Consider the following 23,365-nt stretch of genomic DNA (forward strand, 5'->3'; position numbering starts at 1 on the left):
GAATATATCTTATTCCCGTCAAAAAGAAAAGAGAGCCATAAGACATGGCTCTCTTTTCCTTCGAACCCCAATAATGTTCTCAGGCACCTTCTTCAATGACTTCTTCCTCAGTTGCTGCGCGATCATACTCAGTCAAAACAGCTGCTTGAATCTTCTCGCGAGTACCGGAAGAGATCGGGTGGGCGATATCACGGAATTCTCCGTCAGGAGTCCGCTTGCTCGGCATAGCAACAAACATTCCGTTATTGCCATCGATGACGCGAATGTCATGAACGACGAATTCGTTATCGATGGTAATGGATGCGATAGCCTTCATTCTCCCCTCAGAGTTAACACGGCGGAGTCTGACATCCGTAATTTGCATGTGTGTGTTCACCACCTTTTTCCATCAGAACTTGGTGTATAATTCCACACAGCCTATACGAACTCCTTCTTTTTATAACCATAAAAATGTCCTAATTTCAGGAATTTTTTTATTTAATACACAATTCGACAACGTTAGTGCCAGGTCGATGGAAAAGAACCTTTCCCGACATGTAATTCGTCATGATTCTACACGTCAAAATAGTTGCCAGGCTTGACGGAAATGTGTCTGCTCTTCGCATCAACCGCCGTCAGCTTCGCCAGAGAAATGTAATCCGTCAGCAGTCGTTCTTCCGAATCAACCGATCCAGATTCTACTAATACGCCTACTCCCGCTACCGTAGCATTAAACTCGGCTAATAGGTCGATCATCCCTTGGACGGTTCCCCCGGCTTTCATAAAATCATCTACAATGAGCACTCTGGAGTGCTCACGCATAGCCCTGCGAGATAGGGACATGGTATGTAGGCTTTTATGGGACCCGGATACATAATTGATACTTACGGCCGATCCTTCCGTAGCCTGATGGTCCCTACGCACGAGCACTACAGGCAGGTTGAGCTGGGCTCCGGTCGCATAAGCAAGCGGAATTCCTTTAGTCTCGACCGTCATCACCACATCAATATCCATATTGCCAAAGGCCGTTGCAAAAATCTTGCCGGCTTCATTCATCAATGCGGGCTGTCCAAGCAGGTCGGACATGTACAGGTACTCACCAGGGAGTATCCGATCGGGCTGCGCGAGCTGGGTAGAAAGTCGTTCTGCAAAAGCCAGTGCCAGTTCTCTGGACACCTTTGGAATCCACTTTACTCCCCCGGCTGCTCCAGCCAGTGTATGCAGTTCTCCCGAACCACCTTCTTCGAACACTTCTTTGATAATCGCCAAATCTTCACTGATCGACGACTTCGCAGCTCCGTAGCGTTCGGCAAATGTGGTCAACGGAATAACCGTATGCGGTCTAGACAATAAGTACTGCGTCATTTCAACCAGCCTTGCGCTTCGTTTTAATTTCTTCACAGAGATCCATCCTCACGATCACGGAAAACATCCAAATCCGAATAATTATTTAAAAATATACCACCTTTATACGTGTTTGTACATTATAAAAGCGAATTTTAAGTTAGCATACGTACGGCGTATACTTCTTTACAGAAGCCTCGCAGCCCATTGTAGATCCGTGCAACTTTGGACTCCTTGGAGACCAGCCCAAACACAGTAGGGCCGCTGCCTGACATTAATACTCCGTCTGCTCCAAGCCGAATCATGGCATCCTTCAGATGCTGAACTTCCGGATACAGCTTCAACGTTACGTCCTCAAGCACATTCCCCATCTGCCCGCACACTTCGGCAAAGGATTGATTGCGAATGGCCTGCTCCATTTTGGCAGCACTCGGATGACGAACGATCTTGTCGCTGCGGAACCGTCCATAGACGTCGGCTGTGGACACATTAATCGGCGGCTTGGCCAAGATCACCCAACATTGCGGGGGATTCGGCATCGGTGTCAGCTTCTCCCCACGGCCTGTGGCGAGTGCTGTTCCGCCTGTAATGCAGAAAGGCACATCCGAGCCCAGTTCGGCTCCAAGTTCCTGCAGCTCTTGATCGGGGATGTTGAGACGCCAGAGGCGATTCAATCCACGCAGCGTTGCTGCTGCATCACTGCTGCCACCAGCAAGTCCGGCGGCCACCGGTATTTTTTTGTCCAGATGAATATGCACTCCGGTTCTCACGTCATAACGCTCTTTGATGAGCCTGGCTGCCTGAAAAGCCAAGTTCTTCTCATCCAGGGGGATATATCCCGCCTGACTAGAGATAAAGATCGTGTCACGAGGCAGCTCAGACATTTCCAGTCGATCGGCAAGATCCACCATCGTCATGATCATCTCAACTTCGTGGAATCCATCTCTTCTTTTATGTAAAACGTCTAGCATCAAATTGATTTTAGCAGGCGCTTTTTCGTAAATTTTCAAGGCGTTCACCCGTCCTCACCTTTTCCCTAAGACAACTTAACATATTATATCAAAATGGGGCTGTCAAGTCATTTCTATTCCGCATCCATGGGGAAAAAGCGAGGTCATTCCTGCCGGATTGCCCCGCTCTCCAAACCGATTGAACCGGATTACGATTTGCGTGCAGCTTCTTCCGCAAGTTGAATGGCCCGTTTCACCATATTGCCCGCATCCTTCGCTTTGATCCCGCCCCAACCTTCCTGCTGGACAGTATCATAGAACCCCAGGTCTTTTGCCAGTTCATTCTTGAGTTCATCCGACATTACACTTCTTCTTCTCCGGCTCATGGATCATCCTCCTCCAAATAGTTCATTCATGATAAGTCCATTGGTATCCGGGACTAATTGCCCCCAGGCCAAGCCAATTCATTTGATCTACTTAAGAATAATGCCTTGAACCTGTCCAAATAGTATGCCGCTTCTTCCCCAGACTCATTCCTGATCAACTATGGCTCTCCCATGAACCGAGCGGGATTTTTTCAAAATAAAAAAAGCGACCTGCCCAAGGGGGCAGAATCGCCGTAAATCGATACTTACGTCTCCATGTAGGAGCTATGCGTCTGGCTGCCTGGATCAAATACCATGACTTCCACCGATTCCGTAAGTATATCAGCATAACTGTAGGATACTCGCTTGAATGTTTCTTGCTCCTCATCAAGCTTGACAATAAAAACAGAAGGGTACGTTTCTTCCAATACACCCGTACGCTCAATGGTCTTACGGCGGCCACCATTAGCCCGCAGCATAATTTTCTGACCGATATGTGCATCGAGATTGCGTTTGATATCCAATAGCGTATTTTTAGCCATTGTCGACGACCACCTCTTTTCTTGTCCATTATACCGGATTTTACAGTCATTGTCAAATCAAAACTAATTATTATATCAGTATCAAAAAGTTGTTGTCAATGAATTTTTTTGCAAACAAAAAAAGCCCCTAAATGAGGCTTTCTTCTGCCATCTTCAGACGGCTGATGGATTCACTTTTAACGTGGATAAATCATTCAATCCGGGCAGACCTACCCGATAACTCCCTCGTGTCTCAACGCCGCCCACACCCTGGCTGCCACTAATCGTGTTATGCAAAATGTCATTCATATTCACGGTTTCGCGCACTGACGTGAAGGCTGCCTTGGCTGCCACATAGACCGGGTCTAAAGCATGAATGAGAATTCGGCCTGGTGAACTGGCAAAGTTCGCTCCAGCACGCAGCAAGGCCTCAAAGTGGGACTGACACGCACCAGCTACAATCGTGAGCGCATCGAGATGGCGTTCATATTGCCTAGCCACCTGAATAGCGGATACGAAGTTTTGCGAATTTTTGTAGCTGCCCAGACTATATAAGTCATAGGGCTGACGAGTCTTAAGTACACCATCATGGCCAGTAATGACAACAATGTCCGGGCGAACTTTGGGCAGCAGACGATATAAAGTGTCCGCCATGGCAGACTCATGTACGTATTGCCCCTCTGCGGGAACACGAAGCTGCTCATAAAGGTTCATGCTTTTTTTTAGATAATTAGGATCGCCATCCAAGTGCAGTACTTTGCCAGGCATCTCAAAATAGGCGGGTTCTTGTTGAACAGACCATTCCTGAACCAAACCTTCACGATTGCGCTCGGCCTGTTCCATTCGATTCTGCTGCAAGCGTGAGAGCGTCTGATGCGCCTTCACGTGAGCCTGCCTCGTCTTGGCACTCTGCGGTTCATAAGGAACCTGTATCAAATCGTCCACAGGGGAATCGGCTAACAGCCGGAACTCGGTCCCTTTAATGATGGCACCGTCCGACTGGAGGCCTTCCAACCGGAAAGTCACATCTCCACCGTATGACTTTCGAACGACCAAGTCTCCGATATTCATCAACATTATCACCTCTACCCCATCGTATGGGCAGAAACCCGGATTGGTTCATCCGAATTTTACAGAGCTGCGCGTACCCCAGCTTCCCACATTACGGTACTGAGTGTCGCATACTCCTGCAGGCTCAATGTTTCTCCCCGTCTCGAAGGCTGAATACCAGCCTGCTCCAGCAGCTGATCAGCCTGTTCTCTGTTCTCCTTTGTGAAGAAACGAGCTTTCAAATTATTGGAGATTGTTTTTCTACGCTGCGCGAATGAAGCCTGTACCACTTCGAAGAAATGTGCCTCGTCGGGAACTTCAACCGGCGGTTGCTCACGCACCTTTAACTTGATTACAGCCGATTCCACATTAGGCTGCGGAATAAATACCGTGGGCGGAACAATACAGACCAATTCAGGCATACTGTAGTACTGGACTGCAATGCTCAGACTGCCATAGTCCTTAGATCCAGGAGCAGCAGCCATGCGTTCAGCCACTTCCTTCTGGATCATGACCACAATGCTGTCTACAGGCAGCTTCTCTTCGAGCAGTTTCATCATGATTGGCGTCGTTACATAATAAGGCAGATTGGCCACAACACTCACTTTATCTACCGTTCCAAAATCGGTGCGGAACAGCTCAGCCAGATCCAGCTTCAGCACATCCCCATGATGCACACGAACATTCGGATAAGGCTGCATCACTTCACCCAGAATCGGCAGCAGCCGCTGATCAATCTCTACAGCCGTTACAGGCCCGGCTACCCGAGCCAGACGTTCTGTGAGGGCGCCGATACCTGGTCCGATCTCAAGTGCACCCTTGGACTCGTCCAAATCAGCTGCATTTACAATTTTGTTCAATATATTTTGATCGATCAGAAAGTTCTGACCCAGGCTCTTCTTGAATGAAAATCCGTGTCTTTGAATAATTTCTTTGGTTCGTTTGGGGGTTGCAATCTCTACCGTTTCTTCCATGCCCTTCATACGCTCACAATCCTTCACGTTCAATTTGCGATAATGCTGCGGAGAACTCTTCCCGGGTAATCTGGAATACACTCAACCGCTTGTGGAACTGCTTGCCGTTGCAATATCCTATGCCCAGCAGATTGCCCATCTCCATACGACGTGCAGCAGCCTGTGGGTGCACAATCAGTCCCGCCGCAATCAGATCCTCCCAATCGATCAGACTGGGTGCGCCTTCATAAGACGTGTGTACACGTGCCAGTGCATGACGAATGGCCTCAGGTGAGGCGTTCTCCACTCCGATGTCGCCTTTACGCGTAGCATCTGCCTCCGGGATGAAGGCATGCTTGCAGCCAGGTACTTTATTGGCGATGATTTTACGAATACGTTCACCAGCATGATCCGGGTCTGTCAGTACGATGACACCACGTCTCTCTTGGGCAAGTGCAATGCGCTTTAGAATACGCTGGTTGATGGCCGACCCACCAGTCTCGATCGTATCTGCCTGAACCGCACGTCGAATAGCTACGGTGTCGTCACGACCTTCCACCACGATCACTTCTCTTATCATGTTCCATTTCTTCCTTTCTAACGCAAAAAGAAGAGGAATATCCTCTTCTCTGCCAAACGGCGGGGGAGACTGAATTCAGACCCCTCCGCCGCATATTCCGCATGAATCATTCATGCTTATATTTTATAGCATTCCCATTTCAAAGTAAAACGATTTTAGTTCGCTTCCGGCTTCACCGGACCAATCACATATACCGTCTTGCCTTTCTTCCGTCCGAAGTTCAGGGCATGCTTCACACTATCATAATACACATCAATTTTGTTGCCTTTAATGGCACCACCTGTGTCTTCCGCACGACGGAAGCCAAGGCCCTCGATATATACCCACCAGCCAATTGGAATGACTTTGGGATCAACCGCAATGGTACGTCCCTCGGTTACCCGAGTACCTGATGCCGTTTTTGTGCCGATACCGGGCTCTTCAGAAGAGTATGCCGTCATGGATACATTTTTCAACACTTTAGAATATTTAAAAGAACTGCCTGAGACGGTAATTACTTTGCTGCCCGAGGCAGCGGTTTTCTTCGAGTTCGTGGTTGTTGCTGTTTTTGTCGTGGAAGTCTGCGCTGATACCGTCTGAATCACTGGCTCTTTCACAACAGGTTTGGCTTTGGTACCAACGGCAATCACTTTATCAACGCGATTCGTTGCGACCGATTTACCCACCATTTTTTTGGAGACCAATTCTCCATCCTGGAACACCTTTTCAATATGCTGTACAAGCGTGCCTTCTTTACCGCTCACAATGACACGATTGTCGCCTTTGTACAAGCTAGGGTCAGCCGTTTTGATCACTTTATAAGCAATCGGCTGTTCCACGTCCACCGTACGCTTTGTTACCCGCACTACACGAATTTTCATATCCGCTTCGATAGTGGTTCCAAGCGCCGGATACACTTTGTCTTCACTTGCAATCTGAATACCTGATTTTTTAATCGCATCTTTTACCGATGAATCGGTTGTATACAGAGTCTTGGTGTCTCCGTCTGCCGTAATCTTAACTGGAACGGCCCGCTCAATAACGATGCGGTCTCCATCTGTAATCGCCCCATTCAAGGGCATGGATACCTGATCGTGAGGGCTGACTGTGATTGACTGCTCCTCCAGCATTTCCTGAAGCATTCCTGTACGAGTCTCTACCGCTTGAGCTTTGCCATCAATAACCAGTGAAATTTGTTTCCCGGCCTGACCGTAAACGACTAACAAGATCATGATTGTAAGCGCAATTGAGAAAATCGCGATCAATGCCATTTGACGCATGTTCTCATGCTTCCACCGCAACGCGAAAGACTTACTGGATGATCGTGACTCATGGGTCTCTTCTGGTTGGAATGTGCCCACTTCTCCGTCCTCCTTCATAGCCTCGCCGTCTAAAGTAATGCATGATGTCTTTGACGCGACTATACCAAATTTTCTACAGAACACAGATCGGACCAACATAATCCGGTTCTGCACCATGAATCAATCTTCGCAACATGATGTCATCCTCCTGAATACTTACCGTATGATGACCGTATTTCTTTTATTCAAAAACAAAAAAGCCAAAGAAAGAGTTTAAGAGGAACTCTTTCGTGGCTTCCGAATGATTCTGAATATCGGAAATTCATGCACGAGGTTGCCTCTCTTTTTCCGCTTGCGAGGTTAGCTGTCGGGTTCGGGCGAAAGAGAGCCGCCCTATCTCCGGTCATCCGCTCATGGCGGACGCCCTTGAATTCACCCCGAGACCCAAAGAAGAAATCAAATACGGCTTCGCAGATTCATACGCTGCTTTTGGGTCAGCGCATGTTGCGCATCGGCTGCAAACACCGATGTTTAAGCCCTATTGGTTCCCCCGCTCTCCGTTAACGGAGACTCAGCGAGACTGATTCATGAAAGTAATGTTGTTTCATCGGAAAGTGTCCCTTTGTTCATCCCCCGAACATCTGTCCAATTTTCCGCACAACAATTCACTGAAAAGATGATATCCTGTTTCTATGCATGTTGTAAAGCGTTGTTCAAGTACGTTTTTCTAAATATTTGGTTAAAATATTGTAATATTCTTGATTTATTTGGATCAAAAAGCAAATTAACTCCGCCTAACTCACTTTTTCACCCGTTTTGCTCGATATTTTAACGAATCCCAAATCGTTCCATGGCATTTTTGGTCGTTATTGCTGCAATTTCCTCTACCGAAATGCCTTTAATTTCCGCAGCTGCTTCTGCAACCAGACGTACATGCGCTGTCTCATTTCGTTTTCCACGATAAGGGTGAGGTGTTAGATAAGGAGCATCGGTTTCAATGAAAAATCGGTCCATCGGAACCTTCTTAAGCACCTCTTTAGGCTGCTTCGCATTTTTGAACGTGATTGGCCCTCCGAAGGAAAGATGGAAGCCCAAATCCAGGCACATTTTCGCCGTTTCCCAGCTGCCAGAGAAGGAATGCATAACACCGCCTACTTCTCCTGCCTTCTCTTCACGCAAAATCTTTACAATATCCTCATGCGCATCCCGGTTGTGAATGACAATCGGCATATTTAACTCACGGGCAAGACCAATTTGTTGTCGTAATACGCGATGTTGAACCTCTTTCGGTGAAGTGTCCCAATAATAGTCTAGACCAATTTCACCGATAGCTACCACTTTTTCATGCTTGCATAAAGACGCAATCCATTCCAGATCACCCTCCTGCATCGTGATTGCATCCACTGGGTGCCAGCCTACCGCAGCATATATAAAATCATAGGTTTCAGCCAGCTTCATCGTGGATGGAATAGTCTCCCGGTTAAAGCCAACGTTAATCATGCGACTAACGCCCGCATCCACAGCACGCTGAATCATTTCCTCGCGGTCCTCGTCGAATTGTGGTGCATCCAGGTGTGTATGTGTGTCGAACAACATCATGCTGTATTTCTCCCTTCATGTCGAATTAACGACTAGCTCTTTTTAATCCATCCGGTAAACTAACCAGAACATAAATATTCCTAAATTCGGTCATATTTTTTTCTTTATTTCATTCTATTAGCTCATTCAGCACATTGAGCACAACATGTAGAGCGAACAAGTTCTTCCTTATCTATATGTTGCTTATCTTTAGCCATCCGGGTTGTATTCTAATTGCTCTGATTACAAAATTATGTCGATCTACATGTACTCTCCATTAAAGCAGATTACTGTATCATGGAAAATAGCTCTTTTAGAAAGCTTTATTCACCAGACTCCTGAACAGTATTGCTGATCATTTAATGTGAGAAATAGGGGCGTATATTTGACGGTAATTCATGAACAATCGCATCCACCTTATTTTGCGGATAATACAAGTGATGCTTTCCGCGATGAAGACCACTGATTGAACGGACAATGTCGGATACCTCTGACAACTCATGTAACTTGTCTTGCCGATCAAGCAGCAGAATCTGCTTGTCCGTCGATTCATCCGGACGAAACACATCATACGGATTATCCGTTGGAAAATCAATTTCCAGATCATACTCGGGATTAAGACCCGCTGCAGTGAAGGCTTCCCGAATCTCTTCAATCAGGTTTACGTCGATCTGTTCAATCTCTACATACTTATATAATTTGCGATCTATAAAACGTTCGCATAACTCACTTAGAACAGCATCGTCCTCTTTGCGCCACTGCATAAATGCCGTCTGAATCAAAGCTTCGTCCAGCTGCAAGTATTCATCCACCGTTAAATCGCCGGCGAATAGCTGGGACAGTGGATCGATCATGAAGCGGAATTGGAAACCTTGCTGTATGAGACTTTTCGCCCGCTTAAATATTTGCCGCAATATAATTTCCGAACTTCGGGTAACCGGATGAAAGTAAATTTGCCAGTACATCTGGTACCTGGACATCAAGTAATCCTCCACGGCATGCATGCCCGACTCCTTGACCACAATTCTTCCGTGAAATGGACGCAGCATACGCAGGATACGGTCAAGGTCGATCGTCCCATAGTTTACACCTGTAAAGTAGGCATCCCGAAGCAAGTAATCCATGCGGTCCGCATCAAGCGGACTGGTGACCAAATTAACGACAATAGGTTGCTCATATGTCTTTTGAATAACAGAAGCCACTTTCTCGGGAAAATCAGGAGCATACCGTCTTAAGATCGCCCCTACTTCGGTATCACCTGTAATGATCCGACAAGTCCAATCCTCATGATTCATATCGAAAGCTTCTTCTATTGAGTGAGAGAACGGCCCATGTCCAAGATCATGGAGCAATGCTGCGCAAAGGGCTACCGTTTTTTCCTCCTTTGGCCAATCTGAATAGTGACTTCTTTCGAATTGGGAAATAATCTTACGCGTAATTTCGTAGACACCCAAGGAATGTGAGAAGCGACTATGCTCTGCACCATGGAAAGTAAGAAATGATGTTCCCAATTGACGGATTCGGCGTAAACGTTGAAATTCGGGCGTGTTGATCAACTGCCATATAATCGGATCTTGCACATGGATATAATTATGTACCGGATCTTTAAACACCTTTTCTTCCGTTAAACGCTGTTCCATGTCTGTTCACTCCTTTAATATCGTTTGTATTTGTCGCTTTTCAGTATAATACCACCAAGGATTCGACACAGTTTGACGAATCTTGTCGAATACTGTATTTTTGTCGTTTTCCAAATCGACAAAGCTGACATTGATGTTTAAATACGAAAAATAGCTCCCAATCCCTTACCACTCGTAATCTTATCAAAAACAGCCTTTATTTTAAGCTAATTTTAAGGTTGACTGTTTTGGGAATCGTTGGTATGATGAGTATCATAAAACATAAAATAATGTCGAATAATGACAATGATCGTTAGCTGAGAGGAGCACTGATTATAATGATGAAATCAACAGGTATTGTAAGAAAAGTGGATGAACTGGGACGGGTAGTTATTCCAATTGAATTGCGCCGTACGCTCGGTATTGGTGAAAAAGATGCTCTTGAGATCTATGTTGACGGCGAGCGCATCATGTTGAAAAAATACGAACCAGCTTGTATCTTCTGTGGCAATGCAGAGAACGTTACTTATTTCAAAGGTAAAATTGTTTGTAACGAATGTATTTCCGAAATCCCTGCACCTGTGACAAAATAAGAAATATCAGGTATAATGGTCTTATTAAATTGTTATTTCTAACCTTTTTATATTCCTTGATCGCCTTCCCGGTGTGAACCCCACCGCTGGAAGGTATTTTTTTGCTTTCTTATTGGTTCTCATTACCCATAAAATCGAGCTGCGAGTCTGTACAACCAAAAAGAAGAGCGGTGATGTGCGTAATATGTTTTATTTTTCCGCTCTGATATTTTTTTATATTTCATTAAGGTTGGGTCTAAGGTTCCTTTAAGTTTATGTTCCCTATTCCAGTATATATTTCTTGATTCGTTATTAGATTAACGCATTATACACATCTCGTTTCGTCAAACCCCGATCTGTTGCCGTTTTCTTCATCGCATCTTTCCGACTAAGTCCTTCATTCTCATAATGGCCCACATGCTCCTCCAAAGACAGCAGCTGCCACCAGGCTTCCCGCTCCGCCTTACGTTCCTCTTCCCTGATACCTTCTACAAGCAAACAATATTCCCCAAGCGGCGGATGTTCCTCAAGCCATTCTATACACTCTTGGATACTACCTCTTGCGAACTCCTCATGACGTTTTGTAAGCTCACGCGCCAGTACAATCGATCGGTCACCTAGAATCTCTTCGAGGTAGGCCAACGTTTTGCGAATACGGTGAGGGGACTCATAAAATAGCAACGTACCGTTGGACTCATTAAAAGCTTCCATCACTTTTCGCATGTCTTTTTTCTCCCGCGGCAAAAAACCGCCGAATGTGAAGCGCTCCGTCGGCAAGCCGGATACGATCAGAGCTGATAACGCTGCATTGGCTCCAGGGATGGGAATGACCGTAATTCCAGCTTCAAGCGCAAGTTTTACAAGATCGGAACCAGGGTCCGAAATGGCCGGCAGACCGGCATCACTGACGAGTGCCAAATTTTTTCCTTCTATTATATAGCGTATTAGTTCAGGCCCACTGGCTGCCTTATTATGCTCATGGTAACTGAACAACATCGATGGTGTAATTTCAAAATGGGTAAGCAGCTTTCGAGTCTGACGTGTGTCTTCCGCTGCAATGATGTCACAGCTCTGCAATGTTTTAATAGCTCGAAAAGTCATATCGTCCAGATTACCGATCGGTGTTCCTACCAAATATAGTTTGCCGGCATCACCCGACTGCTCCGCGTAGCTCTTTTGAATATGCAATGTCATCTAAACCCCTCCTTCCGTTGTCCGTTGTGCATGTTGTGCTCCGTAATATATATCCATGATTTCTTCACAGTATTTTCCCTCTTCATTGTAGACAATCAATGGGGGAAGCATGCGTACCTCCGGTTTCCCATCCTTGAGCGCTTCAATCAACACCATATTGGCTTCCAAATGAGCACGGGGATGTACCATCCGAATCCGTTTCGGTTCAAGTTTATACTCACGCATCAGAGAGATGATTTCCCCTAGACGCTGCGGGCGATGAACCATGGATACTTTACCGCCATTGCGCACCAGTCGACTGCAGGCCTGAATGACTTCCTCCAGCGTACATCCGATTTCATGGCGTGCCATTGCCTGATGAGTGTTCATCTTGAGGTCACTTCCATTCAAGGGCATATACGGAGGGTTAACCGTTATAGCATCGTATACAGCATGGCCCGTTTCTTTCACAAGTTCACGCAAATCACCCTCATGAATCGTAATGGCTTCTTCCAATGCATTCAGCTGAACGCTGCGACGTGCCATATCCGCCAATCTTGGTTGAATTTCAATGCCCTCCAGACTCGCCTGCGTCCGTGTGGTCAACAGAATGGGAACAACCCCATTACCTGTACATAGATCAAGCACACGACCACGTTTCGGTACAGAAGCAAATCGGGCCAACAATACGGCATCCATTGAAAAACTAAACACTTCATCACTTTGAATAATCTTCAAATCATGGGAGAGCAAATCGTCGATTCGCTCCGAATCTTGCAGTTTTACTGATATTTCTGTCATATGATACACTCATCCTCCGGTACTCTATATCTCAGACAAGGTTCTTAACCTTGAAAAAAAACCGTAGGGGATCCCTACGGCCACTTCATTTATTCAAAAAAGACAGGCAGAACAGACAATCGCCTTCCGTCCGCAAATGTCCATAATAGACATTGCAGATATGGAATCCTTCGTGATACAACCGAGCCAGATTATCATAACCTTCACCTACAACATCTTCACCAGTAGCTGGACCTGCAGGCCTTGCTACCGGGGCGAGTGCCGATGCGATGGGCAAATCTGCCGGAGCTTCACGTTTCAGCAGTTTGCGTAACTGCTCATTCTCGATGGTAAGCCGCTGATTATCTTCAAGCAGCTCTTTAACAATCATTTTTAACTCTCCTAAATCACTGTGCAACTGACCCAATTGGGTTTCCATTTCATGAATGTGCGTAAACAGATTTTTCTTTTCCAAGTTTCCACCCCGAAGCAACCTTTATGGTTTACTTGATAACGACGTCATCCAGCGGAAGTTCTTTGACTTTACTGATGTCGAACAGTTGAACATGGACTGTGCGATTACCGGCATTGATGCCGACAACTTTTCCTTCACCCAAAGAGGTGACGACCAACTTGCCTACAGCCGGCAATTCTTCTCTCACACTTTCATAGTTATCATGCTCAAATTTCAGACAACACATGAGTCTTCCGCACAACCCGGAAATTTTCGTCGGATTCAGTGACAGGCTCTGATCTTTAGCCATCTTGATTGATACCGGCTCAAAGTCTCCCAGCCAGGAAGAACAACATAATACTCGGCCGCAAGGTCCGATCCCTCCAAGCATTTTTGCTTCATCACGTACACCGATCTGTCTCAGTTCGATCCGTGTCCGGAAAATGCTTGCCAGATCCTTGACCAGCTCCCGGAAATCCACTCTTCCTTCAGCTGTAAAATAAAAAATAATTTTATTGCGATCAAACGTAAATTCCACATCGACCAGCTTCATTTTGAGGCCGTGGTCTTTGATTTTATTTAAACAAGTACCGAATGCTTCTTTTGCTGCACGCTTGTTCTCATCTACGACACGGGCATCGGTCTCGCCCGCCACCCGGATGACCTTTTTGAGCGGCAACACCACATCAGACTCGCCTACTTCTTTCTTGCCAACGACAACCTTACCGTACTCTACCCCCCGCGCTGTCTCCACGATAACGCAGTTTTCTTTTTCAATGGGAAGGTCCAGGGGATCGAAGTAATAAATTTTGCCCGCTTTTTTGAAACGGACACCCACTACACTGTACAAAAAATTAACCCCCTCGTAAGCCAATCCCACTTCGTCTGAAGCCCTGTCTTCTTAGGGAACCCGCCGAAGTTATAACCGTTTGCATATGATTGGAACAAAATCTGTCCTCTCCCAGTCTTATGCCAAACCGATCAAAAATTGCTCCAGACAAAGCTGGCCATTGACATTGAAACGCAATTTTTTTCTGCATGCTGCGGCCATATCCATGTAGGAAACCCACTGCTCGGTGCTGCGGGTATGGGCCAACTGAGACAGCATGTCCAACTGATCTATAAAAACGATATGTTCATGCCTACCATACTGGACATACAGCATATCCCTGAACCATAAATGGAACAGGCTAAGCATCGTATCCAGGTGTTCTGAGAGTCCGGTTTTAAAAAGCTTCTGCTGTGCAGAGATCAATGATGTACTTCCTCTACCCAGGGACTCCTTCCCTAATTGTAACATTACGTTTCTAATTTCTGCAAACCAATTCTGCTGGAGAATTTCTCTACATGCTTCCAGTCCTGACGCTAAATGGACGGCAGAGCGAGCCAGATTGGCAGGGTGCCCTTCCGCAATCAGCGATTGCAGCATCTCTTCCGGATTCAGTGCACTGAAAGGAACCAATTGAGAGCGGGAACGAATGGTGGGCAGCATCGCCTGTCCATTATCCGTAATCAAAATACCTACCGCCGGCACTTGTGGTTCTTCCAGAAACTTCAGCAAGCTGTTGGCCGCTTGCACAGTCATTTTCTCGGCCTGTTCAATAATATATACTTTGGGATGCCCCGCCTCTGAACGGTACGAAAAGATACGCTGCAGATCCCGAATTTGATCAATTTTAATGTTATTTCCATCTGGTGCAAGCATCGTTAGATCCGGATGATTTCCATGCTCCACCTTACGACATTCAAGACACTGTCCGCAGGCATCATCTTCAAGCTCTGTACAGAATATCGCTTTGGCAAATGTAATCGCCGTCTGCAACTGTCCACTGCCGGATGGTCCGCTAAACAAATAAGCATGACTTATGGCCTGACGTCGCAAACTGCTCTGTAACATCTGCTTGGCTGCCTGCTGACCCATAATTTGTTGAAAGGACATACTTCCTCCTCAGAAGCTTAAGTTAATAAGCATTCCCCGAATTTCTCCTACTTGCTGTAATAACGTAATCTTGCCTTCCTCTGTCTCCAAAAGCTCGTCAGCCATAGATAACAAAGCAGAGTCAATCTCATCAATCAGCTTGTAACGCTTCCCTCTTCCACGACGATCCCATCCCCGAGTCTCTTTCATAGAAACACCGCGGCGGACCGTTTCCTCCAGAAATCTTTTTACAAGCTGCTTGTATGATTTTAATTCACGAATGGTCATGGAACGAGACAAACGGTCACCCTGCATCTGGATCTCACTTAATCGGCGGGTAAGTTCAGCCTGTGATGCCCGTTCACCCTGGTGATTCATCATATCAGAGAAATTTTTGGATTGAACCGGTTTGGAGCCGGAATCGGCAGAACTGAGTCCACTCTGCATCGGTCGGAATCCAGGGTTGATTTTCATGAAAACGCCTGCTTTCTATCTTAGTAGGCCTATCGTCCATCAGCACAGTGCGCGCTGCGCCTGTGCGAGGAGAGGACCTTATATATGTGCTGCATCATAATCTATATATAATAGTAGTTAAATATCACCACATGGATCTATTCGTTGGTTAGTCAACCTCTGTCCGAAATAAGACCTTCCTTGAGCGAAAAGTTTTTTTCGGACAGAGAACACGATTCTTGGTAACAAGAAGGACTCTGCATTGGATTTATGCAAAATGCACTATTAAAAGTGTTCGAATCGATCTACCGGAAGAACAAACACAGTAGCTCCGCCTACTTGAACTTCAACAGGTAGCGGCAGGTAAGAGTCGGTCGTTCCGCTCATCGGAGTGACTGGAGTCACGAGCTGTTCACGAACCTTACAGCTGCTGCGAATGACGTTCATTACGGATTCGACCTGACCATCATCGACACCGATCATAAACGTCGTGTTGCCTGCCTTCAAAAATCCACCGGTACTGGCCAATTTCGTAGCCCGAAAATTTGCTTTGACCAATGCGCTGGATAATCGGTTGCTGTCTTTATCCTGTATAATCGCAACAATCAGTTTCATCCTGCATAACCTCCTTCAGATAATAAGCACCTTGTGAAATGCCCTGTCTATATATTAGACAATTACTCGTCAAAATCCTTCAAAATCCCTGTCTCAAGCGACAAAATCATCGCTGCGAAGACCTCTTCTTGCTTTTGAGAAGCATCAATGACCCTGATCCTGTCCGGAAACTGTTCCTTTAACAGAAAATAGCCTTCACGCACTTTGCGGTGGAACTCCAGACTTTCGAGATCCAGACGGTTAACTTCACGTCCATCGTGGGCATCAATACGAGCGAGACCAGCTTCGGGCTCGATATCCAGATAGAGTGTGACGTCCGGCATCAGTTCACCTATTGCAAACCGATTGATGGCCCAAACATTCTCTACGCCAAGACCACGAGCGTATCCTTGATAGGCCAGACTGCTGTCGACAAATCGGTCACAGATAACAGTCTTCCCTGCCTTCAATGCAGGCTCCACTTTCTCCGCCAGATGCTGGCTGCGTGCAGCTGCATAGAGCAGCGCTTCGGTTCGTGCATCCATTGCCGTATGAAGAGGATTGAGGATGATGGCACGTATTTTCTCCGCAATTTCAATCCCGCCAGGTTCCCGAGTAATTACATATGGTATACCCTGTTCTTCAAAGTAAGAACCTAGCTTACTGATCATCGTGGTTTTGCCGGACCCTTCTCCCCCTTCCAACGTAATGAATTTACCTCTGCCCTGCATATGCTTCCCTGCTTTCTATATCGATAATTGCTCCTAATTGTGCTGCGATAATTACAACCTCGATCCTTTCATACTCCAGACTATGAATTAGCCCGCCCAGAGGTGTATGTTCACAACCACTCCGTAGATTGGTTCGAGGTTGGTACAAGCTTCTTATTATAATACTATACATGATCCCGCGTTAGCGGTCAGCTATTCTCCAATATTTTCGCTAAGGCACATAGCCTGATCAGCCGTAAATCAACCATACCCATAGAGGGAGCATGACAGAGCCGGCAATAGCACTGACAATCATGGATACGGAACTCAGCGCTACCGCATTTTCTCCATACTCAAAGGATCTTGCCATGCCCAGTGCATGGGAAGCCGATCCGAGTCCGATCCCATACGCATTTTTGCTGCTTACTCTGGCCCATTTCAAAATCATGGGTCCCAATAATATCCCCGAAAATCCGGCTATCATCACAAATAACGAAGTGAAGGATGAATTTCCTCCCACCTGATCAGCCAGTTGAATGGCTACGGGTGTCGTAATGGATTTAGGTAATAATGCGATAACGATATCTTGCGGATAACCGAGCAGCAGTGATATGGCTGCCCCTGTGGACATGCCAACGATGCTCCCACCCAAGGTACCGCCCAAAATCGGAATTATATTCCGTTTCAGTACATCAAGGTGTTTCGCCAAAGGGAATGCCAGGGAAACTACGGCCGGCCCCAATAATTCCTGTATCCATTTGCCACCAAGCATGTACGTATCGAGCTTAATGCCGGAAATGAGCAAAATCAGTACGATTACAGCTGTTGCCGTCAATACAGGCATAAGAATCGGCCACTTCACCCTTCTATATAAATGAGTCGCCGGAATATATATAGCCACGGTCAAGGCAATCATTCCGATTCCGAGGATGAATGCGAGCATGAGATCGCCTCCTTCTTGCCTTGATGCGTCGATCTCCACGCCATGAGCCATTCACTGATTTTTGCGGACAACAGACAGGTAACCAACGTACTAACGATTAACCCCAGAACAAGCAGCACCGTATTGGCTCTAAAAAAATCAAAATGATTAATAATACCCACCGTGGGAGGGATAAACAATAATTGCAAATTCGATTGAAGCCAGGATGATCCTTCTTCGCCCCAACGTATTCTGATCCAGCCCAGTTGAATGACGATAAATAGAAGCAGCATCCCAACAATACTTCCTGTTAACGGCAGATGCAGTACAGCCTGAATCAGGTTTCCTATCCAATAAAAACCGTACATCAGTATGACTTGCAGGACTATTCCCGTATATTTTTTTAGCGGAATATCCAAGGTTTATTCCCTTCTTTCTTTATGTCCAGACAACAATAATGTCCTACTTGTTTGAGCATTTTGCATGAATCCAAAGAGCGTCTTTCAATCAACAAGCTATATACCCGAAATGCTTATTCGTCTATAGATTGTACCCGTGGTTGAATCGAATCAAATGAAGCAAAACGCTCGTTTTAATGCTGGTTGACTCCTCAAGTTCCTTGGCATGCTAAACTCCATTATTCCCGGATGATTTTCAACGACTGCAGCGAAGTATCCGATACACCGTGGAACCTTGCTCCTTCGTCTCTCAGCAGCTTCATGCGTGCTACCACAGACGCGCTTATTCGCTCGCCAGCGTACACAAGAGGAATGCCGGGTGGATACGGAATGACCATCTCCGCAGAGCGAAGACCAATACAGTTTTCGATGGAAACCTCTATTGTCTCCTCCTCCATAATCGGCTGCAGTGAGAACGGGATAGGCTCCGAAAAAGGAGTTCCTTCATGAACATTGTTCCACGTGGAAATATAATTTGCAGCCTCTTTTGTTAAACGCTGTGAGGCTGAAGGCAGTGAATGAGCCTGCTCATTTGCAAGGCTGATTTGATGTAAAGCCTGCAACAGGTGCTCGGCATCGCGCAGCGTCGAGCCCAAGGTAAAGAGCAGGACGACGTATCGCTCGTCGCTCATTTCGGGCACGCAGCCGCGCGCTTCCAGCTGCTGCTGCAGCCCATAACCGCTCAGCACCCCTGTGCCGTCATAGATGACGGCCTTGAACGGGTCCTGAGCGGTGTACCCCGCGGCTGAAGGCAACGCCGCCGCGGGCAGAGCTTCAGGCCGCCCCGGTGAACCAGCGGCGGCCTCGGACTTACCGCCAGCTGCCGGCTTCGCCCCGGCTGGCGGCTCTTGCTGCAGCAGCTGCCCCGGCTGCAGCAACCGAAAGCGCGGCAGCTCCGCAAGGCCGCGCTTAAAGGCGTCCACGGCGGCAAGTCCCGCCGTGAAGGCATTCGCGCCCTGCGTATGCAGCAGGCGGCGCGCCAGATCAAGCGAAGCCATCACCGGGTATGATGGGCTTGAGCTTTGCACCATGGCCAGACGCTGACGCAGCAGGGACCGGCTTAACCGTGGTCCCTGAACGTGCAGCATGGCTCCCATGGTGAATGCAGACAGCATCTTGTGGGTCGACTGCACCACACCGTCTGCTCCGCAGGACAGTGCAGAGGCTGGCAGCTCCGGATGCTGCCCATAATGCGCGCCATGCGCTTCATCCACGAGCAGCGGCAGGCCTGCCTCATGGCACACCTCAGCAATGGGCTTCAGATCAGCGCCCATGCCGTAATAATTGGGCAAAGTCACAATTACTGCCTTTGCCTCAGGATATGCCTGGACAGCCGCCTGCACCGTCTCAAGCGACGGCATCACCGCAAGTCCACTCGCAGGATCAACCCATGGCTCCAGGAATACAGCCCTTGCACCTGCCAGCATCAATCCGTGAATGACAGACTTATGCACATTACGTTGTACAAGTACAAGACTATTAGGTTCATTACATACAGTCAGCAGCAAAGACAAATTCCCCGCCGTACTACCTCCGACAAGAAAGAAGCTCTCTTCTGCTCCAAAACAATCCGCTGCCAGCTGCTGCGCCTCCAATATAACCCCTTCTGGATGATGCAAGTCGTCCGTACCCGAGATTTCCGTTACATCCAGCTGCATCATCTCCAGAAACGCACTCACCGGTACAATATCTACCGCAGTTCCGTCAGTTCCATTCCCAACATGATTCGTGAGCCCATTTTCATCTCCATGCCCTTGTTCCTCAGCTTGTCTGAAGCACTCTTCCCCATCAGTTAATGGACGTCCCAAACTTTGTTTTCCCTTTGTCTCACCCTTATTCAGGTGACTGTCACCCAATCCTCCATCTGACTGCTGCTGGCCCACTTGCTCCAGTAACCTGCGATAGACTTGTCCATTTTTGTGCCCAGGTACATGAAAAGAACGCTGCCCTGAATCACGATACGCAAGCAACGCCTCATATAAAGGTGCGGTATTTGATTTATGCTCCATTGAATAATCATCCTGTACATTCATAAATTTTGATACGGTCCGTAGTCTTGCTCCTCTATAACAACAAAGACTTACGCTCATGTTTCTTTCCTGCGATCTCTGTATTCAAAACATGTAGCCGAAGCACTTCTCCTTTCATTATATCAGGAATTGTCCAGCACCCGTGTAAATCAGCGTTTCCACCGACACAGCAGCATCATATCCAGTCACCCCAAGGGCCTATCATGTCCATCTCCCCCTTCTTATTTAGCTGATTGAAACAAAAAAAGGCCACTAAGGGCCTCTATGCACATCGATACAATTCAATGTGATGTTTCACTAATATGATTTAACGCTCTTTATGCGTTCTTTTGCACCCATATCTGCTTCATCTGATGGATAAAATAATTGTACTTGGCATCCTGTGCATCCGTATGAACCATTTCTGCTTCGCAAGCGTCACATATAAATTCAGATACAATAAAAATGCCTTCTCTTTTGGTCTGTTCGCAGATAATGCATGTGTGTTCGGCGTGTCCTTCCATCAACCATCCCACCTTGTTTTACGTATTACTATCAGTATTGCACAGTTTCTATTATTTTAAACCTTTTCATAGTGCTTTCTTTCTATAAAATATATATATTCGCCTGCCCCTCTATGGGTGTCTGTACCGAAAACAAACATAAGAAAAATGCCTTTGGTTCTATAATTCAGCGAAACAGCCCGCATTTGTTAGCCATTCTCCTTACCTTATAACGTATCTATAACCTCGCAGACCTGCAATTTCTTCTATTATATGAAAACCATGATTGGACAGCCATTACAAGAAACATCGCTGCGCTCCATTGTATTTTTCATGTGATTATCTGCTCCCCCTCCTATGACTATAAAAACTTATATTCTATATTCTTAAAAAATCTTGGATTTTCAGCCGATATATAATACATCACCATTCAGAACCTGACAGCCAGATCGTTCGAAGGTATACTTGTATATGATTAACCTACTTCCATATCTTGTACATCATTCTGGAGTACATACAAGGTTTAGATGTGCAACTCAGCGTCATCCATTTCCTTATTTATGAAAACGAATACCTTTTACAAATGAACGTGATCCCAGAAGGAGGATTTGTAATCGTATGATCGCCGAACCGGAGAATAAAGCAACCTTTTATCAATACCGGCTTCTGAAAAAAAAGGCCATTGCCCGCAGCGTGATCTTCAGCTATCTGTCTTTGCCTGTAATTATGCTTTTGTTTAATCTGTTAGCATTCTCCTGGACTGGCCTCTTTTATTTTATCTTGGCAGGCCCGGTTACATTATGGATTCATTATGTGATCGCCAGAACCATATTACTGCTGGTCCGTACCTCCTATGCACGTCGTTGGCGATGGAATCTCAAAATGCCTTGGTTCGGCTATATTCCAGACCAACATTTTAGCTACCGCATGTTTGTTAGGGTCCACCTCAATATGAGCTGGATTGGGTTATGTATCATTACCGTCTGTTTAATCTGGTCACCCTTGTCCTTCACCCTATCGTTGATTTTCTGGCATCTGTGGCTGCTTGTACCACGTCTATATGTTGTACTTGTTCTTTCACGCGAACGTAAGGACGGGCTTATCAAATTAAATGAACAAGATGTCTCCTACTACCTGCAGTAATTGTTCTTCTATTCTTTATCTATAACCTTGCCTACACGCAATGTATAGTTGAAACCAAGTAATACATAAATCGCTAAAGCTCATCCATACTTTCTATTCAAACTGACGCAACCACTCCTATGAAACTCATCCTTGATTACTCGTCAAGCTTCCAAACCTTAAAGGTTATCCACAGTGGATAACCTTTATTCATTCCCCCTCCCTTTCCCCCTTATCCACAGCAGGGGTATAGTTAAAATGGTTATCCCCAACGCAATACATCCATTTCCGTTCTGTCACGTCGAGCTTGTTGAATATCGTTTCTGATATTGAGTATGTACTAGGCTCATTATCGACCTGCTTTCGCTGTCTTCTCCCCTCTTCTATATTTAGTTACTCTACAGCCAGCGTACTGAAACCAGCCTCTACAGGCACCATACTATCCATGCCTCATGTCTCCTGTGTGAGTGCTATAAGCTTTCCTCTCTACAGCTCCTGGTTAAGTCACCGCCAAAAGAAACCGCCGAACGATCCATTGCTCATCTCCCATAGTTCATGACATACAAAAAGCCCCCGATCACAGATCGGGAGCTTTACTATCATACGGACCATTACACCGTTAATTGTCGAACCATTACATCCAAGCACAACTCATTCAATCATCATCATCAAGTGATTTTACTGTCGTCTGAGCAGCTTCACTTTTCGGAACCATTACCGTGAAGAACCCATCATGTACAGCTAGATGTACAGTATGCCCTTCTTTAGCAAATACACGTAGGGAACTTGAGTCATTGGATGTACTCTTGGCTTGCTTTTCTGTCCAGCCCCAGCTCTTAATCTCGTCTAGATACACCTCAGGAATACTAGTGCTCTCACTAATACCAGATAGCGTATATCGAACATAATCCATATCCGAATTGTTTTCAGACTGGTCAGATTTATTCGCCACTTTAGGAACCGGGAAACCCTTCTCGTTTACCGCTCCTTCATAAGAAGTCCATGCAGATCCTGCTTCACCGCATCCTGCAAGCACGCCTATCAGGCTGAGCAAGAGAAACGAATGAAGAATTAGTCTTCGCCAACTTGTCACACACACCCTCCTTTTCACAGCTGCACATTCCAGCTCTGTGGTCAGGTACTTTTAGCATATTTAACATAGTCCTATTATACTGGTTTCGAATGCGTTTTCCGTAACAAAAATGTTACCTTCATTTCAAGACTTTTTAAGGCATTCCTTTGCCCTCTTTTGAAAGTCAATCCACCCTCTAGTTGTATCAGCTTCCAAAGCCAGAGTTCCATCCACCTTAAACTAGCGATTCCTTCATTTTTGTTTATAGACAAATAAAAACCACCACCGAATAACATCGGCAGTGGTTCTTTGCTTGGCGGCGTCCTACTCTCCCAGGACCCTGCGGTCCAAGTACCATCGGCGCTAGAGGGCTTAACGGTCGTGTTCGGGATGGGTACGTGTGGAA

General features: G+C 46.3%; 26 protein-coding genes, 1 rRNA gene and 1 riboswitch. Of the genes, 2 read left to right on the forward strand and 25 right to left on the reverse strand.

Going from position 1 to position 23,365, the window contains the following annotated elements:
* Window positions 1-79: 79 nt before the first annotated feature.
* From spoVG to BMY78_RS31100, 11 genes are all read right to left on the reverse strand, one after another.
* Entirely contained in the window at window positions 80-364 is a 285-nt protein-coding gene (gene spoVG / locus BMY78_RS31050; RefSeq protein ID WP_017691372.1) for a septation regulator SpoVG, read from the reverse strand.
* 188 nt (window positions 365-552) lie between these two features.
* Window positions 553-1,380: a pur operon repressor gene (gene purR, locus BMY78_RS31055; protein ID WP_090905221.1), complete on the reverse strand. Its 828-nt coding sequence runs from the start codon at window positions 1,378-1,380 to the stop codon at window positions 553-555.
* A 98-nt stretch (window positions 1,381-1,478) separates the two neighbouring features.
* On the reverse strand, window positions 1,479-2,333 hold the full coding sequence (ispE, locus tag BMY78_RS31060) for a 4-(cytidine 5'-diphospho)-2-C-methyl-D-erythritol kinase (protein WP_090905253.1): 855 nt from the start codon (window positions 2,331-2,333) through the stop codon (window positions 1,479-1,481).
* 149 nt (window positions 2,334-2,482) lie between these two features.
* A complete protein-coding gene (locus tag BMY78_RS31065) occupies window positions 2,483-2,659 on the reverse strand; it encodes a small, acid-soluble spore protein, alpha/beta type (protein ID WP_053778930.1) in 177 nt (58 codons plus the stop codon).
* A gap of 245 nt (window positions 2,660-2,904) precedes the next feature.
* Window positions 2,905-3,180, reverse strand: coding sequence for a biofilm formation stimulator Veg (gene veg / locus BMY78_RS31070; protein ID WP_053778931.1), 276 nt, complete (start codon window positions 3,178-3,180; stop codon window positions 2,905-2,907).
* A 153-nt stretch (window positions 3,181-3,333) separates the two neighbouring features.
* Window positions 3,334-4,230, reverse strand: a complete 897-nt coding sequence (yabG, locus tag BMY78_RS31075) for a sporulation peptidase YabG (RefSeq protein ID WP_079697633.1) — start codon at window positions 4,228-4,230, stop codon at window positions 3,334-3,336.
* 59 nt (window positions 4,231-4,289) lie between these two features.
* Window positions 4,290-5,192 carry a 16S rRNA (adenine(1518)-N(6)/adenine(1519)-N(6))-dimethyltransferase RsmA gene (rsmA, locus tag BMY78_RS31080; protein ID WP_090905222.1) on the reverse strand — a complete coding sequence of 301 codons (903 nt, stop codon included), beginning with the start codon at window positions 5,190-5,192 and terminating at the stop codon, window positions 4,290-4,292.
* Window positions 5,193-5,196: 4 nt separating this feature from the next.
* Window positions 5,197-5,742, reverse strand: coding sequence for a ribonuclease M5 (rnmV, locus tag BMY78_RS31085; RefSeq protein ID WP_090905224.1), 546 nt, complete (start codon window positions 5,740-5,742; stop codon window positions 5,197-5,199).
* A 155-nt stretch (window positions 5,743-5,897) separates the two neighbouring features.
* Window positions 5,898-7,082 (reverse strand): 3D domain-containing protein, encoded by a 1,185-nt coding sequence (locus BMY78_RS31090; protein WP_090905226.1) that lies wholly within the window; start codon window positions 7,080-7,082, stop codon window positions 5,898-5,900.
* 273 nt (window positions 7,083-7,355) lie between these two features.
* Window positions 7,356-7,609: riboswitch (cyclic di-AMP (ydaO/yuaA leader) on the reverse strand.
* A gap of 241 nt (window positions 7,610-7,850) precedes the next feature.
* The gene (locus BMY78_RS31095) at window positions 7,851-8,621 is read right to left on the reverse strand and encodes a TatD family hydrolase (RefSeq protein WP_177185938.1); all 771 of its coding nucleotides are present in this window, start codon (window positions 8,619-8,621) and stop codon (window positions 7,851-7,853) included.
* A gap of 338 nt (window positions 8,622-8,959) precedes the next feature.
* Window positions 8,960-10,240, reverse strand: coding sequence for an HD domain-containing protein (locus BMY78_RS31100; protein WP_090905228.1), 1,281 nt, complete (start codon window positions 10,238-10,240; stop codon window positions 8,960-8,962).
* Window positions 10,241-10,557: 317 nt separating this feature from the next.
* Here BMY78_RS31100 and BMY78_RS31105 point away from each other — a divergent pair, with 317 nt between their 5' ends.
* The gene (locus BMY78_RS31105; RefSeq protein ID WP_024633700.1) at window positions 10,558-10,812 is read left to right on the forward strand and encodes an AbrB/MazE/SpoVT family DNA-binding domain-containing protein; all 255 of its coding nucleotides are present in this window, start codon (window positions 10,558-10,560) and stop codon (window positions 10,810-10,812) included.
* Window positions 10,813-11,103: 291 nt separating this feature from the next.
* Here the strand turns inward: BMY78_RS31105 and rsmI are convergent, their stop codons facing one another.
* The 12 genes from rsmI to BMY78_RS31165 all read right to left on the reverse strand — a co-directional run bounded on the left by rsmI (window position 11,104) and on the right by BMY78_RS31165 (window position 20,786).
* Window positions 11,104-11,985, reverse strand: a complete 882-nt coding sequence (gene rsmI / locus BMY78_RS31110) for a 16S rRNA (cytidine(1402)-2'-O)-methyltransferase (RefSeq protein WP_090905230.1) — start codon at window positions 11,983-11,985, stop codon at window positions 11,104-11,106.
* Window positions 11,986-12,765 carry a tRNA1(Val) (adenine(37)-N6)-methyltransferase gene (locus tag BMY78_RS31115; protein ID WP_090905232.1) on the reverse strand — a complete coding sequence of 260 codons (780 nt, stop codon included), beginning with the start codon at window positions 12,763-12,765 and terminating at the stop codon, window positions 11,986-11,988.
* 85 nt (window positions 12,766-12,850) lie between these two features.
* Window positions 12,851-13,219, reverse strand: a complete 369-nt coding sequence (gene yabA / locus BMY78_RS31120) for a DNA replication initiation control protein YabA (RefSeq protein WP_024633697.1) — start codon at window positions 13,217-13,219, stop codon at window positions 12,851-12,853.
* A 28-nt stretch (window positions 13,220-13,247) separates the two neighbouring features.
* Complete coding sequence (locus tag BMY78_RS31125; protein WP_024633696.1) at window positions 13,248-14,048, reverse strand: PSP1 domain-containing protein; 801 nt, start codon at window positions 14,046-14,048, stop codon at window positions 13,248-13,250.
* A gap of 117 nt (window positions 14,049-14,165) precedes the next feature.
* Window positions 14,166-15,137 (reverse strand): DNA polymerase III subunit delta', encoded by a 972-nt coding sequence (gene holB, locus BMY78_RS31130; protein WP_090905234.1) that lies wholly within the window; start codon window positions 15,135-15,137, stop codon window positions 14,166-14,168.
* 9 nt (window positions 15,138-15,146) lie between these two features.
* The gene (locus BMY78_RS31135) at window positions 15,147-15,590 is read right to left on the reverse strand and encodes a YaaR family protein (protein WP_090905236.1); all 444 of its coding nucleotides are present in this window, start codon (window positions 15,588-15,590) and stop codon (window positions 15,147-15,149) included.
* A 264-nt stretch (window positions 15,591-15,854) separates the two neighbouring features.
* A complete protein-coding gene (locus BMY78_RS31140; protein WP_017691391.1) occupies window positions 15,855-16,184 on the reverse strand; it encodes a cyclic-di-AMP receptor in 330 nt (109 codons plus the stop codon).
* Between the two features lie 62 nt (window positions 16,185-16,246).
* Complete coding sequence (tmk, locus tag BMY78_RS31145) at window positions 16,247-16,894, reverse strand: dTMP kinase (protein WP_090905238.1); 648 nt, start codon at window positions 16,892-16,894, stop codon at window positions 16,247-16,249.
* Window positions 16,895-17,123: 229 nt separating this feature from the next.
* Window positions 17,124-17,816 (reverse strand): LrgB family protein, encoded by a 693-nt coding sequence (locus BMY78_RS31150; protein ID WP_090905240.1) that lies wholly within the window; start codon window positions 17,814-17,816, stop codon window positions 17,124-17,126.
* Entirely contained in the window at window positions 17,786-18,214 is a 429-nt protein-coding gene (locus tag BMY78_RS31155) for a CidA/LrgA family protein (protein ID WP_090905241.1), read from the reverse strand. The genes BMY78_RS31150 and BMY78_RS31155 overlap by 31 nt, the downstream gene beginning before the upstream one ends.
* 218 nt (window positions 18,215-18,432) lie before the next feature.
* A complete protein-coding gene (locus BMY78_RS31160) occupies window positions 18,433-20,262 on the reverse strand; it encodes an aminotransferase class I/II-fold pyridoxal phosphate-dependent enzyme (RefSeq protein WP_090905243.1) in 1,830 nt (609 codons plus the stop codon).
* Between the two features lie 338 nt (window positions 20,263-20,600).
* A complete protein-coding gene (locus BMY78_RS31165) occupies window positions 20,601-20,786 on the reverse strand; it encodes a sigma factor G inhibitor Gin (protein WP_024633689.1) in 186 nt (61 codons plus the stop codon).
* A gap of 597 nt (window positions 20,787-21,383) precedes the next feature.
* Between BMY78_RS31165 and BMY78_RS31170 the strand changes: the two genes are divergently transcribed.
* Complete coding sequence (locus BMY78_RS31170) at window positions 21,384-21,908, forward strand: hypothetical protein (protein ID WP_090905245.1); 525 nt, start codon at window positions 21,384-21,386, stop codon at window positions 21,906-21,908.
* A gap of 634 nt (window positions 21,909-22,542) precedes the next feature.
* Here BMY78_RS31170 and BMY78_RS31175 read toward each other — a convergent pair.
* Together BMY78_RS31175 and rrf are read right to left on the reverse strand one after the other, a co-directional pair.
* Entirely contained in the window at window positions 22,543-22,980 is a 438-nt protein-coding gene (locus tag BMY78_RS31175; RefSeq protein WP_090905247.1) for a hypothetical protein, read from the reverse strand.
* A gap of 290 nt (window positions 22,981-23,270) precedes the next feature.
* Window positions 23,271-23,365 (reverse strand): 5S ribosomal RNA (rrf, locus tag BMY78_RS31180); the annotation flags it as partial.

The organism is Paenibacillus sp. OK076, assembly GCF_900110055.1.
In the GTDB taxonomy this organism is placed as follows: domain Bacteria; phylum Bacillota; class Bacilli; order Paenibacillales; family Paenibacillaceae; genus Paenibacillus.

Bases quoted from the DNA above. Each gene is read 5' to 3' on its own strand.
- spoVG (WP_017691372.1), bottom strand. From the start codon at position 364: ATGCAAATTACGGATGTCAGACTCCGCCGTGTTAACTCTGAGGGGAGA.
- BMY78_RS31065 (WP_053778930.1), bottom strand. From the start codon at position 2,659: ATGAGCCGGAGAAGAAGAAGTGTAATGTCGGATGAACTCAAGAATGAA.
- veg (WP_053778931.1), bottom strand. From the start codon at position 3,180: ATGGCTAAAAATACGCTATTGGATATCAAACGCAATCTCGATGCACAT.
- yabG (WP_079697633.1), bottom strand. From the start codon at position 4,230: ATGAATATCGGAGACTTGGTCGTTCGAAAGTCATACGGTGGAGATGTG.
- rsmA (WP_090905222.1), bottom strand. From the start codon at position 5,192: ATGAAGGGCATGGAAGAAACGGTAGAGATTGCAACCCCCAAACGAACC.
- rnmV (WP_090905224.1), bottom strand. From the start codon at position 5,742: ATGATAAGAGAAGTGATCGTGGTGGAAGGTCGTGACGACACCGTAGCT.
- BMY78_RS31095 (WP_177185938.1), bottom strand. From the start codon at position 8,621: ATGATGTTGTTCGACACACATACACACCTGGATGCACCACAATTCGAC.
- BMY78_RS31100 (WP_090905228.1), bottom strand. From the start codon at position 10,240: ATGGAACAGCGTTTAACGGAAGAAAAGGTGTTTAAAGATCCGGTACAT.
- BMY78_RS31105 (WP_024633700.1), top strand. From the start codon at position 10,558: ATGATGAAATCAACAGGTATTGTAAGAAAAGTGGATGAACTGGGACGG.
- rsmI (WP_090905230.1), bottom strand. From the start codon at position 11,985: ATGACATTGCATATTCAAAAGAGCTACGCGGAGCAGTCGGGTGATGCC.
- BMY78_RS31115 (WP_090905232.1), bottom strand. From the start codon at position 12,765: ATGACAGAAATATCAGTAAAACTGCAAGATTCGGAGCGAATCGACGAT.
- holB (WP_090905234.1), bottom strand. From the start codon at position 15,137: ATGTCCTTTCAACAAATTATGGGTCAGCAGGCAGCCAAGCAGATGTTA.
- BMY78_RS31135 (WP_090905236.1), bottom strand. From the start codon at position 15,590: ATGAAAATCAACCCTGGATTCCGACCGATGCAGAGTGGACTCAGTTCT.
- BMY78_RS31140 (WP_017691391.1), bottom strand. From the start codon at position 16,184: ATGAAACTGATTGTTGCGATTATACAGGATAAAGACAGCAACCGATTA.
- tmk (WP_090905238.1), bottom strand. From the start codon at position 16,894: ATGCAGGGCAGAGGTAAATTCATTACGTTGGAAGGGGGAGAAGGGTCC.
- BMY78_RS31150 (WP_090905240.1), bottom strand. From the start codon at position 17,816: ATGCTCGCATTCATCCTCGGAATCGGAATGATTGCCTTGACCGTGGCT.
- BMY78_RS31160 (WP_090905243.1), bottom strand. From the start codon at position 20,262: ATGGAGCATAAATCAAATACCGCACCTTTATATGAGGCGTTGCTTGCG.
- BMY78_RS31165 (WP_024633689.1), bottom strand. From the start codon at position 20,786: ATGGAAGGACACGCCGAACACACATGCATTATCTGCGAACAGACCAAA.
- BMY78_RS31170 (WP_090905245.1), top strand. From the start codon at position 21,384: ATGATCGCCGAACCGGAGAATAAAGCAACCTTTTATCAATACCGGCTT.